The following is a 15142-nucleotide window of genomic DNA, read 5'->3' on the forward strand; positions in this document are numbered from 1 at the left end:
GAGAACTCACTTCGCAGGCAGCGTTGCGGGAAGAATAATCTTGTCCGTCTTGTCGCCCTTCGGGCGATCGGCCGGCATCTGATCGCCGGTGACGATATAATAGATCGTCTCGGCGATGTTGGTGGCGTGGTCGCCGATGCGCTCGATGTTCTTGGCGCAAAACAGGAGATGAGTGCAGGGCGTGATGTTGCGTGGGTCTTCCATCATGTAGGTCAGCAACTCGCGAAACAGCGAGGTGTACATGGCATCGATCTGGTCGTCGCGGTCGCGCACGAAACCGATTTTCTCTACCGACCGCGACGCATAGACGTCGAGCACTTCCTTGAGCTGGGTCAGTGCCAGATTGGCCAAAGCCTCGAGGCCGCGGAACAGGCTGTTCGGCTGGCGCCCGTCGGCGACGGCAACCACCCGCTTGGCGATGTTCTTGCCGAGGTCGCCTACCCGTTCGAGGTCCGCCGAGATGCGGATCGCTCCGACGATCTCGCGCAAATCCGTCGCCATCGGCTGGCGCTTGGCGATGATGATGATCGCCTTGTCGTCGATCTCGCGCTGCCCCTCATCCAGAACCAGGTCGTCTCGAATGACTTTCTGGGCAAGCCCCGGATCCGCATTGACCAGCGCCGCGACCGCTTGCTCGACCATGCGCTCGGCATGGCCGCCCATCGCCGCGATGCGCTTCGACAGATATTTCAGCTCTTCGTCATAGGCGCTGACGATGTGCACGGACTGCATGGACGAATGCCTTCCCGGGATCTTCTGGTTGAGTCGCTCCCTCGAATCCCCGCTGATACGCTAGCCGGATGACAGAAAAAAGAAACGACCCATAATGTGTTAGATAGTACCGTGTCAGCGAGCCGGCAAATGAACCGAGAACGCCGCACCCTTGTCGACCTCCGACCTGATGGAGAGCCTGGCGTTGTGGCGCGTCAGGATATGCTTGACGATGGACAGGCCAAGGCCAGTGCCCTTCTGGGTCCGGCTGTTCTCGACATCGACACGGTAGAAGCGCTCGGTGATGCGCGGGATGTGTTCTTCGGGGATGCCGGGGCCGAAATCCCTGATGGTGACGTCGATGCCCGGTTCGGGATCGCCGTCGCCGCGCGTGATCGACACCACGACGCGTCCACCCGACTGGCCGTATTTGCAGGCGTTTTCCAGCAGGTTTTCGAAGACCTGGAAAAGCTCGTCCCGATCGCCAGGCACGCAGAGCGGCCCTTCCGCGAAATCCCGCTCGATGACGACACCGTTTTCCTTGGCCAGCGGCTCAAGCGAATCGATGACGCTGTCGATGGCCTGGCGCAGATCGACCTCGGTTCCCGGCTTGAGATAGGGCTTCATTTCCAGTCGCGACAGCGACAGGAGGTCGTCGATAAGACGCGCCATACGGCTGGTCTGGTTTTGCATGATCTGCAGGAACTGCTCGCGTGCCGCAGGGTCGTTGCGGGCCGGCCCGCGCAGCGTCTCGATGAAGCCGGCGATCGAGGCGAGAGGCGTGCGCAACTCGTGGCTGGCATTGGCAATGAAGTCGGCGCGCATCCTGTCGATCCGGCGTGCTTCGCTCTGGTCCTTGAACACCAGCACGTAGAGATCCGTGGCATGGCCGACAGAAGACGCACTCACCCGATAGGCTCGTTCGACAGGCAGCTTTTCGATGTAGTCGACGCTGTCCGAAGCGACGTTGCCCGACAGGATGCTGTCCAGCAAGGCCTGCATTTCCGGCGCGCGGAATTTCAGCGACAGCGACATGCCGGGGGCAATCCCGCCGAAGGCGGCAAAGGCGGCAGCGTTGGCATGGACGATGGTGGCGGAGCGATCGAAAATGATCAGCGGATCGGCAACCGCCGCCGCGAGATATTCGCCGGAAAGCCGTTGCAGGCCGCTCGCCTCGATGGCCGCAGCGCTTTCGGTGGATTGAGACGCGACGCCGGCCGGCAGCATCGCCGCTGCAACCAGTACGGCGCATGCCAGCAGCACCACATAGCCGGACATGCCTGCAAAACCATAGACCATCAGAACGGCGAGCAAGCCGGCCGCCAGCAGCCAGCGGCTGCTCCACAGCCGCATGGCGACGGCTTGCGCCTTGCTTTTCCGCCCTGTGCCGATGTCGGCCATTTGCGCTCCATCGCCTGCGCTCCGTCGGCCGGCAAGTTCAATAACTTCCTGCTGGACCGGCGCTGGAGCGCCGTGCGTCCAATTGGACGCACAAAGGACGCTCTACCACTTTTAGTCTGCTGCATCGTTCTTTCCGAAAATCGATTCCGATTTTCGGGCCGATGCAGTAAGGCTCCCAATAGCATGAGACCGGAAGCTGGAAAGGTTCGTCTCGATGAAAAACACCAAGGAAGACCCCGCTGCACCCTCATCGGGACCACTGAAGATCGCAATCGACGGCAAGGAGCGGGAGTTCGACATCGAGGCCCCGACGCTTCCCGACTGGGTCGAGGACCGCAAGCTGACCGCCGGCGGCTATCCCTACGACAAGAAGATGAAGAGCGAGGAGTATGAGGAGAGGCTAGAGCAACTGCAGATCGAGCTGGTTAAGGCGCAGGGATGGCTGCAGTCGACAGGCAAGCGGGTGATCTCGCTGTTCGAGGGACGCGACGCCGCCGGCAAGGGCGGCACGATCTTCGTTTTGCGCCAGTATCTGAACCCTCGCACGGCGCGCAACGTGGCGCTGACCAAGCCAACACCCACCGAGCTTGGACAATGGTACTTCCAGCGCTACGTCGACCACTTCCCGACGTCGGGCGAATTCGTCACCTTCGACCGCTCCTGGTACAACCGCGCCGGCGTTGAACCGGTGATGGGATTCTGCACGCCCGAGCAGCACGAGCAGTTTCTGGACGAGGTTCCGCATTTCGAACGGATGATCCGCAACGAGGGCATCTATTTCTTCAAATTCTGGCTGGACATCGGCAGGGAAACGCAGCTCGAGCGATTTCACGATCGTCGCTGGAGCCCGCTGAAGAACTGGAAGTTTTCACCGATCGACATCGCCGGCATCACCAAATGGGACGACTACACCAAGACGCGCGACCTGATGGTCGAACGCACGCACAAGGAGTTCGCGCCCTGGATCGTTGTGCGGGCGAACGACAAACGGCGCGCGCGGCTGGCCGTCATGCAGCGCATTCTCCTGTCGCTGCCGTATGACGGCCGCGACCTCGAGGTCATCGGCAAGGAGGACAAGAAGATCATCGGCGAAGGGCCGACTTTCCTCGAAAAATAAGCTCACCTCATCGATACGCGGCTCTCATGCCGCCAGCCGGGCAATTCGCTGCAGCCGCTTCAGCGTGGTGTCGTCCTGCAGCGCCTGCTGGAAAAGCGATATCTCCCGGTCGATGCGCTCGCAGAGCGCGCCAGTGTCGCCCCTGAGCAGGTCGCGCGTCTGCAGCAGCGCCGCGACCGGCTTCTTGGCGAGCTGCCTGGCTCTGGCAAAGGTGGCTTCCTCGACGCTGCCGTCCGTTACGATCTCGCCGACAAGGCCGAGCGCCCTGGCATCTTCGGCGGCAAGCGTGTCGCCCAGGCAGAAGAAGCGGAACGCACCGGCATAGCCAAGCTTCTGCGGCGCCAGGATGCTGGTGGCCGCGTCCGGCACCAGGCCGAAATCGACGAACGGCACCCGGAACGTGCTTTTGCTCGAGGCGATCACCATATCGCAGTGGAACAGGATGGTGCAGCCGACGCCGACGGCGTCGCCATCGACACAGGCAAGGACCGGTTTCGGGAACGTCGCCAGTGTTTGGAACATGTCGGTTACGGCCGCGATCAATCGCTGATGTTTGGTGGGGTCGAGAAATTCGGAAAAATCGCCGCCAAGGCAGAAGCAACCGGCCAGGCCGCGAAGGACCATGACGCGCACTTCGTCGTTGACGGCGGCTTCATGGAATGTTGTGGCCAAACTTTCATAGGCCCGCCTGTCCAGCACCGGGCGGCCGTCACCCGAGGATATCGTGACGATCAGCGTATGGTTGCGGAATTCTGTTTTTGAGTGAACGTTCATGGCCCTCTCCAATCTCACGAGGCGCGCCTCTGTCCGAGCATGTCCGGGTACCCTCTGGCCAGCACCGGCGCAAAGTGATTACGGCGCGAACGCACCACCTCAAGCGTGTGCTCGTTGAAGGTGAGCAGTGTGGCAACGACCTGCTGGTTGCCATAGGCGCGCTGGTAGCCAAGCGGCGTGGCCAGGAAGTGCAGCTGCAGCGCGCGAAGCACCCACATGGGCTCGAATTCGATAATCACCTGGTTGACGTTGCGCTTCAGACCCCACTCGACGAAGCCGGCAATCAACTCGGTGCCAACCGTCGACACCCCGCGCCGGCCGTCACGGAATCCCGGCGCAACAGCATAGCGGGTCAGTTCATAGACATTCGGGCCCGAAGGTGGGGTTCCCTCATAAAGGTCCGCCAGCACCTCGGTTAGAAGATGCGCCCGCGTCGTCGGCAACATCCGCTGGTAACCGGCGAGCTCGCCATTGCGGATGACGATCTGATGCACTGCCTCATCGTGGTCGAATTGATCGATCTCGAGGCCATCAGGGCGCTGCAGATCGGTCCATCCCATCTCTTCGACGAAAACTTTGTAGCGTAAACGATGAACTGCCTCCCAAAGGTCGGGGCGTTCCATCAATTCCTGTGTCGTGAGGGAAAAAAGCATTTGCCGTCTCCTAGGTTCAATAGGAAGATACGGCCGTGCTTTCCTGAGAAAATTACGCGATCGCGTAGGCAAGAATTTCTAGGCCGGCACGGCCGAGCTAGCTAATATAGCCGCGCCTTATCGCTTCCGCGACCGCCTGCACCCGATTGACGGCACCGAGTTTGCTTTTGGCGTTAAGAAGGTGTTTCTCTGACGTGTGTTCCGAAATGCCGAGAATCTGTGAAATCTCCCATTCGGACTTACCGACGGCGGCCCATTGCATGCATTCGCGCTCACGCGGCGTCAATTCGACGTGGTCGATGGTTTTGCCCGCCATGGTGTGGAGCTGCATGGCGCGGCCAATCGCATAAGTCGAGACCAGCGACACCAACCCGAAGTCGGCGCCCGACAATTCAACAGCCTCGCCGCCTAGCGACACCATTACGATCTGGCCATCGAGTGTGATCAGCGGGAAGGCCAACCCGTCGCGAAGCTTGAATTCGCCGGCGTCGCCCATCACCTCGCCGCCGCTCTTGCCGATGCGGATGCCCTGAGACGCTTCCCGCCACTGGAACGGCGCCTGAAGCTGCTTCATGTGACTGACGACGGGGTCATGATCGACGTAGTTGCGCGCAACGTAGCGCTCAAGCCATTCAGCCGGCCAGTCGCAAAGCAGCACATGGTCCTTTTGCTGGTTTTTCGGCGTGCCAGGTTGCGGAACCGTCCCGGCCATCAGCGCCGTCAGGCCGAATTCACTGGTTACCCCCAGCAGCTTTTCGCAGACCGCCGCCGCGGTGCCGGCGTGCTGCAACTGATCTATCAATTCCAGAGTGCGATCGAAATGACCCATCGCAACATCTACCCCATGTTGCCTTCCGCTCTTGAGACCAATGGCAGTGATCAATCCGCACTACGCCATCAACCCCGGACTGCAAAGCTGCTTCCTTTGTGCGCCCTACTGCTCCCTCTTCGGCCGGCATCACGCAGTCACTTGCAAACTCACTAAACAATATCCCTAAATTGCCGTGATGAAACCAAAAAGCGTTGTGCCTCTGTTATTTTCGTACGAAAAGCCGAGGCAAGACTGGACGGAGTCGTCGCGTGGCGTTTCGGTGCATATCCATTTCATTGATCTCGATGCTGATCGGAGTGCAATCGCTCGCGGGTGCTGCGCGCGCCGCGGAGCCGCAGGTGCCGGTGTTTTGGGACGCCAAGGTGCGGCTGCCAAAGCCGGACCTTTCGACGCTGCCGCGGCTGCGATTCCTGACCACCACCGATTTCCCACCCTTCAACTTTCTCGATGGGGCAGGCCGGCTGTCCGGCTTCCACGTCGATCTGGCGCGCGCTATCTGCGCCGAACTGGGCATTGCCGAAAAATGCCAGATCCAGGCGCTGCCCTGGGCCGAGCTCGAAGGCGCGCTGCAGAAAGGCGAAGGCGAAGCGATCATTGCCGGCATCGCCGCCACGCCGGAGTCGCGGTCGAAATACGCGTTTTCACGCTCCTACCTGCAGTTTCCGGCACGCTTCATCATGCTGAAGACACAGGCGCTGACCGAACCAATGTTCGACAGGCTGCGCAGCAAACGTGTCGGCGTGATCGCCGGCTCCGCGCATGAACGGATGCTGCGCGACTATTTCGGCGACGTCCAAATCGTCCCCTTCGCAAAGCCGGAGGAGCTTTATGGCGAGCTGAAAGCCGGCAAGATCGATGCCGCCTTCGGCGACGGCATGCGTTTCGCCTTCTGGCTCGGCGGTTCGGATGCGGCGGGCTGCTGCCGCTTTGCCGGCGGCCCCTATCTGGCGCCCGAATATCTCGGCTCGGGCATGGCGATCGCCACCAGGGCCGACGACCCGGCACTGGCCGCCGCATTCGACTACGCGCTGCAGGAAATTTCGGTGAAAGGCACGTTCGCCGAGTTCTATCTGCGCTATTTTCCGGTCAGCTTTTTCTGAGCTTAGACTGCCGGCTCAGGTCAGCGTGCGAAGGCGCGCCTTGGCGGCTCGCGCGATGGCGGCGACCGTCAGCGCATCAAGGTCGAGTTCCCGGCGGACGAGCTGCAGCACGCGCACCTCCTCCAGGCGCATTTCGAGATCGACGGCCGCAACCTCGAAGGCGGCGGCATAGGCGGTGTCATGCAAGCGTTCGGGCAGCGCCTCGGCGACACGCGCCAGGACGCCCTCCAGGCCGTCCTTTTCATGCAGCATTTTCTGGCAGGCCTGGGCGACCTCGACCAGCCGCTCCTGATTGAAATCCTCAAATACCGGCCAGGATCGAACGACGTCGCCGATCCGCGCCAGTTCGATGTCGGTCATGTCGCGGTCTGACGCCGAGGTGATGACCATCAGGTAGATCATGGCTTCGTGCGGCGGCAATGGCATTTACAACTCCTTGAGATGGGTCCCGAAGTTAGGAACGAGGGACCGGCGCCGCAAGGAAAAAGAGCCGCGATCGTTGACGCTCCGGTCAGGCCCTGGAGCTGATCCACCCCGAGAGGTGTCGGAATGGCTCTATCTTCTTGTTTGGCCATGGTCTTACCCGGAACCGGGTTCCACTTTTCGGGATCATGGTCTAGAGCATGCGGCTGCCGGCACGGATGCCGGCAAAGTTGCAGGAAATAGCATCATGGCCGGACAACAGCCGATCGATCTCAGCCCAGAAGTCCTTACCGCCGCCGCCGAAAGCAAGGCGTGGCCGTTCGAGGAAGCGAAAAAGATCGTCGCCCGCTACGCAAGCAGCGGCTACCCGGAAACGGTGCTGTTCGAGACCGGCTACGGCCCGTCCGGCCTGCCGCATATCGGCACGTTCGGCGAGGTGGCGCGCACATCTATGGTGCGTCATGCCTTTCGCGTGCTGACCGAAGACAAGGTCAAGACGCGGCTGCTGTGCTTCTCCGACGACATGGACGGATTGCGCAAGGTGCCGGACAATGTGCCTAACAAGGACATGCTGCGCGCCTATCTCGGCAAGCCGCTGACCAGGATACCGGACCCTTTCTCCAACGAGTATCCGTCCTTCGGCGCCGCCAATAATGCACGGTTGCGCGCTTTCCTCGACCGTTTCGGCTTCGATTACGAATTCGCTTCCTCGACCGACTATTATACTTCCGGCCGCTTCGACGCGACGTTGCTCAAGATGCTCGAGCGCTTCGACAAGGTGATGGCAATTATGCTGCCGTCGCTGCGTGAGGAGCGGGCGCAGAGCTATTCGCCCTTCCTGCCGATCCATCCCAAGACCGGCATCGTCATGCAGGTCGCGATCGACGAGCGCAAGCTCGACGCCGGCACCGTCGTGTGGCGCGACCCGGCCACCGGCGAGCGCTTCGAGACGCCGGTGACCGGCGGTCACGCCAAGCTGCAATGGAAGCCTGACTGGGCGATGCGCTGGGCGGCACTCGGCGTCGATTACGAGATGTCCGGCAAGGATCTGATCGATTCCGTCAAGCTCGCCGGGCAGATTTGCCGCGCCCTCGATGCTCCGGCGCCGGAGGGCTTCAATTATGAGCTGTTCCTCGACGAGCACGGCCAGAAGATCTCGAAATCGAAGGGCAATGGGCTGACCATCGACGAGTGGCTGACTTATGCCCCGACCGAGAGCCTTAGCCTTTATATGTTCCAGCGCCCGCGAACCGCGAAGAAGCTCTATTTCGACGTCATCCCGAAGGCGGTAGACGAGTATTACACGTTCCTATCTGCTTATCAGAAGCAGGAGTGGAAAGAGCGCCTGGGCAATCCGGTCTGGCACATGCATGACGGCAATCCGCCCGTCATCGACCTGCCGGTATCGTTCGCGCTGCTGCTCAACCTGGTCAGTGCCTCGAATGCCCAGAACAGGGACGTGCTGTGGGGCTTCATTTCGCGCCACGCGCCGGGTGTGACGCCGGCAACCCACCCCGAACTCGACCGGCTGACCGAATATGCGATCCGCTATTTTGACGATTTCGTGAAGCCGGCCAAAGTGTACCGTGCCGCCGAGGCGGTCGAGCGCGAGGCGCTGACCAAGCTTTCGGAAGCGCTCGCCGCGCTGCCGGCCGACGCCGATGGCGAGGCGATCCAGAACGCTGCCCTCAATGTCGCGCGCAAGATCGAGCGCTACCAAGATCATTCGAAGCAGAGCCCGGAGGGCGGGCCCGGCGTCTCCGTCGCCTTCTTCCAGATGATCTATCAGGTGCTGATAGGTCAGGAACGCGGGCCGCGCTTCGGCTCCTTCGCCGCGCTCTACGGCATTGCCGAAACGCGTGAGCTCATTCAGCGGGCGCTGGCTGGTCAGCTGGCGGCTTGAGGACGCCGTCCTGCTCCTCCAGGATCGAGCCCGGCGCCACAGGCGCGAACCGCGACGCAGCCGGGAGCGGCGGCAGGCCGGAAACGCTCGGCGCCGGCCCGAAGACGCCCTTTTTCGCTGCACGCGCCTTCTCGCCGGCTTCTGTGTAAGCGCTACCTTTGGCGGCGCGCGCCCAGCCGTTTTCGACCAACCATTGGCCGATATCCTGATTGCCGATCCGGCACTCGGCGGCGATCAGGTCACGGCCGCCTTCGGGCGGCACCGTACAGACCACCGCGCGACCGCGCAGAAAAGCGCGGAAGGCCGTTCGCGCCCGGACGCCACAACTCCAGGACTTGCCGCTGTCGGTGCAAGTCTCGTCCTGCTTGACGATGTCGATACCGGAAACCGCAATCGCGTAGCCCTTTGCCTCGATGACCCCGGCGGCCGGCGCGACGGGCTGAAACAGTTTCATGCCTTTCCCGTCCTCCGGCATTTTCGTTTTTGGCGGCTTGGGCGGTCCGGCCAATGCCAGATCGCTCAACGGGGCGCGCGGCTCGATCCGTTCAAGCTCGTCGGAACCGAGCTGCGGCGGCACCACGATTTCCGGATCGATTGCCCTCGAATGCGCCGCCTGCTTGGCCGCCTCTGGTTTCGGGATGGCCGACGTAGCCGGCGCGGCGGGCTGCGGTTCAGCGCTGACCTGGATTTGCTCCCCGGGGCCGCCGCTTGCGTTCTGGACGGCGCGGCCGCCGGCGACAATTGCCGTGGCCATCGCCGGGATCGCCAGAACAGCCAAGGCAAGGTGAGGCAGACGCACCGGCGCGCCCTACTGGCTTGCCCAGACAATCCGCGCCACCCATTCGACATCGCGCATGGGGATGTCGCGGTCCGGGTGATCGGGATTGAGGGAGACCAGCGCGATCGACTTAGGTGTCTGGCGGTCGAGCACCTTGGCCATCACCTCGCCGGCATTGGTCTTGACGACGACGCGATCGCCCTTTCGTATGACAGCCCCCGGCTCGACGATCAGGACATCGCCATTGCGGTAGAGCGGCAGCATGGAATCGCCCTGGACCTTCAAGGCATAGGAGGTTTCGGTCGCCCGTGCGGGGAGTTCGATCAGGTCCCATCCCTGCCCCGCCGGAAATCCGGCGTCGTCGAAGAAGCCACCGGCGCCGGCCTGGGCGAAGCCGAGCAGCGGCACCGACGATTTCTGCACGGGCAGTGCGCCGGATGTACCCCGGCCTTCGACCAGCCCCGCAAATTCATCCAGCGAGGCGCCGGTCGCCTCGATGATCTTGGCCAGCGATTCGGTCGACGGCCAGCGCGGCCGCCCATCCGAGGACAGCCGCTTCGATTTGTTGAAGGCGGTCGAGTCGAGGCCAGCGCGCCTGGCCAGGCCGGAGGCCGAAAGCGAGTAACGCTCGGCGAGAGCGTCGATGGCGGCCCATACGCGGTCATGCGAGAGCACCTTGCTCTCCTTCGAAACAGGAAAAAATACCTTCCCTGTTCTACCCCCTGGCCGCCATCTTGTCCACCGCCGAAGACGGCGTCACGCCGCCTCCTTGGCCTCGTTCCTGGTATAAGGATCGAAGCGCTCATAGAAGGTCTCGCCCTTCTCGGCCATGTCGAGCAGCAGCTTCGGCGCCTTGAACTCGGCGCCGTATTTCTTCTGCAGGCCCTTGGCGATGTTGGCGAATTTCTTCACGCCGATGCCGTCGATGTAGGACAGTGCACCGCCTGTATAGGGCGCGAAGCCGAAGGCCAGGATAGAGCCGACATCGGCCTCGCGCGGATCGGTAACGATGCCCTCCTCCATCACCCGTACCGCCTCAAGCGCTATGGTGACCAGCAGCCGCTGCTTCAGCTCCTCATAGTCGACCTTCTCCGCCGCCAACTGCGGGTAGAGATCCCTGAGGCCTGGCCACAGCTTCTTCTTGGCCGGTTTTGCGGGATAGTCGTAAAAGCCTTTGCCGTTCTTGCGGCCCAAGCGACCATGCGTGTCGACCATCGTGTTGATCAGCGCCATCTGCTTCGGGTCGACCGCCTTGGCGCCGAGATCGCGCATGGTCTGCTTCATGATCTTCTGGGCAAGGTCGATCGCAGTCTCGTCGGTCAACGCCAGAGGACCGACCGGCATGCCGGCGGCCTTGGCCGCATTTTCGATCATCGGCGCCGGAACACCTTCGATCAGCATCTTGTAGGCTTCCGACATGTAGCGCAGCACGCAGCGATTGACATAGAAACCGCGCGTGTCGTTGACGACGATCGGCGTCTTCTTGATGGCGCGGACGAAGTCGATCGCGGTGGCCAGCGCCTTGTCGCCGGTCTTCTTGCCGAGGATGATCTCGACGAGCATCATCTTGTCGACCGGCGAGAAGAAATGAATGCCGATGAAATTCTTCGGCCGCGCCGAATTCCTGGCCAGCGATGTAATTGGGATGGTCGACGTGTTCGACGCGAAGATTGCCGACGGCTTCAGCACCGCCTCGGCCTGTTCGGTGGCATCCTTCTTAACGGCCGAATCCTCGAACACCGCCTCGACCACAAGATCGCAGCCGGCAAGATCGGCGTAATCGGCCGTCGGCGTGATCAGCGACAGCAGCTGGTCTTTGTCCTGCGGCTTGGCACGGCCCTTCTTCACCTGATCCGAGATCAGGTTGTCGGAATGCGCTTTGCCCTTGGTGGCGGACTCCATGTCGCGGTCGAGCAGCACCACCGGAATGCCGGCCTTGGCCGTCACATAGGCGATGCCGGCGCCCATGAAGCCGGCACCGAGCACGCCGATCTTCTTGAACTTCGTTTCCGGCACGCCGGCCGGGCGGCGCGCACCCTTGTTCAGTTCCTGGAGCGACACGAACAACGAGCGGATCATCGCTGCCGCTTCCCTGGTCTGCATGATCTCGGTGAAATAGCGCTGCTCGATTCGCAAGGCGGTGTCGAACGGCACCAGGAGGCCCTCATAGACGCATTTCAGGATGGCGGCAGCGGCGGGATAATTGCCATAGGTCTCGCGGCGCAGGATGGCGATGGCCGGCGGCCACAGATTGGCACCGGCCATCGAATAGATCGGAGCGCCGGGCAGCTTGAAGCCCTTCTCATCCCACGGCGCCACCGGTTTCAAGCCGTTCCTGATCATCGCCTTGGCGGTTTCGACCAGCTTGTCCGGCTCGGCAATCTCATGGATCAGGCCCATTGACTTGGCCTTCTGCGGCGATAGCGTCTGGCCGGAGGTCAGCATTTGCAGCGCCTGCTGCTGGTCGGTCAGCCGCGGTACGCGCTGGGTGCCGCCGGCGCCCGGAAAAATGCCGATCTTCACTTCGGGAAGCGCCATCCTCACTTTGTCGGAATCGGCCGCGACACGGCCATGGCAGGCGAGCGACAATTCGAACGCGCCGCCCATGCAGGTGCCGTTGATCGCCGAAACCCACGGCTTGCCCGAGGTTTCCAGCTTACGGAACAGGCCGTTCATAGTGCCCGCATTATCGAATAGCGCCTTGGTCGCCTTCTCTGTGTCCTTCACCTTGTCGGCGGCGAAGGTCGCCAGCATCTTCTGCAGCATGGTGATGTCGGCGCCGCCCGAGAACGTATCCTTGCCTGAGGTGATCACCGCACCCTTGATTGCCGCGTCGCCCGCCACCTTGTCGACGATGGCGTTCAGTTCGAGCATCACCTCTTCGGTGAAGACGTTCATCGAACGGTCCGGCATGTCCCAGGTAATCATCGCAATGCCGTCGGCGTCGATGTCGAGGGTGAAATTGGTGTAGCTCATCATGTCTCTCCGTCAGACGCGTTCGATGATCGTTGCGGTGCCCATGCCGGCGCCGATGCAAAGCGTCACCAGCGCAGTGTTCAGGTCGCGGCGTTCCAATTCGTCCAGCACCGTACCGAAGATCATCGCACCGGTGGCGCCGAGCGGATGGCCCATGGCGATGGCGCCGCCATTGACGTTGATCCGGTCATGCGGAATGTCGAAAGCCTGCATGTAGCGCAGCACCACCGAAGCGAACGCCTCGTTGAGCTCGAACAGGTCGATGTCCGACAGCTTCATCTTCGCCCGCTTCAACAGCTTCTCGGTGACGTCGACCGGGCCGGTCAGCATCAGCACCGGTTCGGAGCCGATGTTGGCGAAGGCACGGATGCGCGCGCGGGGCTTGAGACCGAGCGTCTTCCCCGCCTTTTTCGAGCCGAGCAGGACGGCGGCCGCACCATCGACGATGCCGGACGAATTGCCGGCATGGTGGACGTGGTTGACCTCTTCCACCTCGGGATGCTTCTGCACGGCGACGGCGTCGAAGCCGCCCATTTCGCCTGGCATGACGAAGGACGGGTTGAGCGCGGCCAGCGACTGCATGTCGGTCGAAGGCCGCATGTGTTCGTCGTGGTCGAGGATGGTCAGGCCGTTCTGGTCCTTGACCGAGATCACCGACTTCTTGAAGCGGCCCTCTCCCCACGCCTTGGCGGCGCGCTTCTGGCTTTCGACCGCGTAGGCATCGACGTCGTCGCGCGAAAAACCGTATTTGGTGGCGATCAGATCGGCCGATATGCCTTGCGGCACGAACCAGCCGGGCAGGCCGACCGAGGGATCCATAAACCAGGCGCCACCGGAGGCACCCATGCCGACGCGCGACATTGATTCGACGCCACCGGCAATGACGATCTCGTCGGCACCTTGCGCGATCTTGGCGGCGCCGAAATTGATGGCGTCCAGGCCCGAGGCACAGAAGCGCGATATCTGCATGCCGGGCGCCTTGATGTCGTAGCCCGCCTCGAAAGCGGCGGCACGTGGAATGACCGCACCCGCCTCGCCAACTGGATCGACACAACCGAAGATGATGTCGTCGACGGTGCCGGTGTCCAGCCCGTTGCGGTCGCGGATGGCTTCGAGCACCTTGGCACCGAGCCGCACCGCCGGCACTTCGTGCAGCGAGCCATCCTTCTTGCCCCTGCCGCGCGGCGTGCGCACGGCATCATAGACATAAGCTTCGGCCATTTTCCTGCTCCTTGGGTTTGCTGAAAAATCGCTCAGAGCGAGCGCCCGATCAGCAATTTCATGATCTCGTTGGTGCCGCCGTAGATGCGCTGGACGCGGGCGTCGCGGAACATGCGGGCGATCGGATATTCATTCATGTAGCCATAGCCGCCATGCAATTGAAGGCATTCGTCGACGACTTTTCCCTGCAGGTCGGACAACCAGTATTTGGCCATCGAGGCCGTCACCGGGTCGAGGCCACCGTTAATGTGGCGGGCAACGCAGTCATTGTAGAAGACGCGGCCGATGGTCGCCTCGGTCTTCAATTCGGCAAGCTTGAACTGGGTGTTCTGGAATTCGATGATGGCCTTGCCGAAGGCCTTGCGCTCCTTGACGTAGTCGATGGTAAGAGCCAGCGCCCGCTCGACCATGGCGATAGCTGTGGTGCCGATCTGCAGCCGCTCCTGCGGCAATTGCTGCATCAGGTGGACGAAGCCCTGGCCTTCCTCGCTGCCGAGCAGGCTCGAGGTCGGCACACGCACGTCGTTGAAGAATAGTTCCGACGTGTCGTTGGCCTTGAGGCCGATCTTGTCGAGGTTGCGGCCGCGCTCGAAGCCCGCCACCTCGTCGGTCTCGACGACGATCAGCGAGATGCCCTTGGCGCCCTTCTCAGGATCGGTTTTGGTAACGACGATGATGAAATTGGCGAGCTGGCCGTTGGTGATAAAGGTCTTCGAGCCGTTGAGCTTGTATTGGTTGCCGTCCTTCTCGGCCCGCGTTTTGACGCCCTGCAGGTCGGAGCCCGCACCCGGCTCGGTCATGGCGATGGCGCCGATCAGCTCGCCGGTCGCCAGCCTCGGCAGCCATTTCTTCTTCTGCTCCTCCGAGCCGTAATGGAGGATGTAGGGGGCGACGATCGAATTGTGCAGGCCAATGCCGAACCCGTCGACGCCGACATGGCCGATCGCCTCGATAATGGCGCTCTCATGCGCGAAGGTGCCGCCCGAGCCGCCATATTCCTCCGGTATCGAGGCGCAGAGCAGGCCGGCAGCACCGGCCTTCAGCCAGCTTTCGCGATCGACCATCTCGTTCTTCTCGAACTCGTCGTAACGCGGCGCGATCTCTTCCGACATGAAGCGGTGCGCCATGCCGTAGAGCATGCCGACCTCGTCCGCCGCCCAGGCGGGCTTGGGGAGACCGAGGATTTCGGCGGGACTGGTCATGTTTATTCTCTGATCCTCCTTCCAAGCACGCCGCCAGAATTGAGGCTGGCG

Annotated in this window: 14 protein-coding genes; 3 read left to right on the top strand and 11 right to left on the bottom strand. The window is 62.2% G+C overall.

The annotated features are described in order from the left end of the window. Positions 1-6 precede the first annotated feature (6 nt). Positions 7-732, bottom strand: a complete 726-nt coding sequence (phoU, locus tag NKI85_RS03865) for a phosphate signaling complex protein PhoU (protein ID WP_352526793.1) — start codon at positions 730-732, stop codon at positions 7-9. Positions 733-846: 114 nt separating this feature from the next. Then, positions 847-2112, bottom strand: coding sequence for a sensor histidine kinase (locus NKI85_RS03870; RefSeq protein ID WP_352526792.1), 1266 nt, complete (start codon positions 2110-2112; stop codon positions 847-849). Positions 2113-2326: 214 nt separating this feature from the next. Here NKI85_RS03870 and ppk2 point away from each other — a divergent pair, with 214 nt between their 5' ends. Further along, positions 2327-3229: a polyphosphate kinase 2 gene (gene ppk2, locus NKI85_RS03875; protein ID WP_352526791.1), complete on the top strand. Its 903-nt coding sequence runs from the start codon at positions 2327-2329 to the stop codon at positions 3227-3229. Between the two features lie 24 nt (positions 3230-3253). On the opposite strand, the gene NKI85_RS03880 is transcribed toward ppk2, so the two are convergent. The 3 genes from NKI85_RS03880 to NKI85_RS03890 all read right to left on the bottom strand — a co-directional run bounded on the left by NKI85_RS03880 (position 3254) and on the right by NKI85_RS03890 (position 5485). After that, positions 3254-4003, bottom strand: a complete 750-nt coding sequence (locus NKI85_RS03880; RefSeq protein WP_352526790.1) for an enoyl-CoA hydratase-related protein — start codon at positions 4001-4003, stop codon at positions 3254-3256. A 14-nt stretch (positions 4004-4017) separates the two neighbouring features. Beyond that, a complete protein-coding gene (locus NKI85_RS03885; RefSeq protein WP_352784017.1) occupies positions 4018-4656 on the bottom strand; it encodes an acyl-homoserine-lactone synthase in 639 nt (212 codons plus the stop codon). A gap of 97 nt (positions 4657-4753) precedes the next feature. Beyond that, the gene (locus tag NKI85_RS03890; RefSeq protein ID WP_352526788.1) at positions 4754-5485 is read right to left on the bottom strand and encodes a helix-turn-helix transcriptional regulator; all 732 of its coding nucleotides are present in this window, start codon (positions 5483-5485) and stop codon (positions 4754-4756) included. A gap of 251 nt (positions 5486-5736) precedes the next feature. Between NKI85_RS03890 and NKI85_RS03895 the strand changes: the two genes are divergently transcribed. Next, positions 5737-6588 carry an ABC transporter substrate-binding protein gene (locus NKI85_RS03895; RefSeq protein WP_352776092.1) on the top strand — a complete coding sequence of 284 codons (852 nt, stop codon included), beginning with the start codon at positions 5737-5739 and terminating at the stop codon, positions 6586-6588. 15 nt (positions 6589-6603) lie between these two features. Here NKI85_RS03895 and NKI85_RS03900 read toward each other — a convergent pair whose 3' ends face one another. Then, positions 6604-7014: a tellurite resistance TerB family protein gene (locus tag NKI85_RS03900; RefSeq protein ID WP_352526787.1), complete on the bottom strand. Its 411-nt coding sequence runs from the start codon at positions 7012-7014 to the stop codon at positions 6604-6606. A 244-nt stretch (positions 7015-7258) separates the two neighbouring features. Here NKI85_RS03900 and NKI85_RS03905 point away from each other — a divergent pair, with 244 nt between their 5' ends. Then, positions 7259-8914: a lysine--tRNA ligase gene (locus tag NKI85_RS03905; RefSeq protein ID WP_352526786.1), complete on the top strand. Its 1656-nt coding sequence runs from the start codon at positions 7259-7261 to the stop codon at positions 8912-8914. Here NKI85_RS03905 and NKI85_RS03910 read toward each other — a convergent pair. From NKI85_RS03910 to NKI85_RS03930, 5 genes are all read right to left on the bottom strand, one after another. Beyond that, positions 8877-9713, bottom strand: coding sequence for a thermonuclease family protein (locus tag NKI85_RS03910; protein WP_352526785.1), 837 nt, complete (start codon positions 9711-9713; stop codon positions 8877-8879). The two genes, NKI85_RS03905 and NKI85_RS03910, sit on opposite strands and share 38 nt — an antisense overlap. Before the next feature lie 9 nt (positions 9714-9722). Further along, positions 9723-10367, bottom strand: a complete 645-nt coding sequence (locus tag NKI85_RS03915) for a S24 family peptidase (protein WP_352526784.1) — start codon at positions 10365-10367, stop codon at positions 9723-9725. An 81-nt stretch (positions 10368-10448) separates the two neighbouring features. Then, the gene (locus NKI85_RS03920) at positions 10449-12668 is read right to left on the bottom strand and encodes a 3-hydroxyacyl-CoA dehydrogenase NAD-binding domain-containing protein (RefSeq protein ID WP_352526827.1); all 2220 of its coding nucleotides are present in this window, start codon (positions 12666-12668) and stop codon (positions 10449-10451) included. 12 nt (positions 12669-12680) lie between these two features. Beyond that, positions 12681-13889 (bottom strand): acetyl-CoA C-acetyltransferase, encoded by a 1209-nt coding sequence (locus tag NKI85_RS03925; protein ID WP_352776095.1) that lies wholly within the window; start codon positions 13887-13889, stop codon positions 12681-12683. A 32-nt stretch (positions 13890-13921) separates the two neighbouring features. Further along, positions 13922-15091, bottom strand: a complete 1170-nt coding sequence (locus NKI85_RS03930; protein ID WP_352776097.1) for an acyl-CoA dehydrogenase family protein — start codon at positions 15089-15091, stop codon at positions 13922-13924. Positions 15092-15142: the final 51 nt, after the last annotated feature.

This window comes from Mesorhizobium sp. M0571 (assembly GCF_040320985.1).
GTDB lineage: Bacteria > Pseudomonadota > Alphaproteobacteria > Rhizobiales > Rhizobiaceae > Mesorhizobium.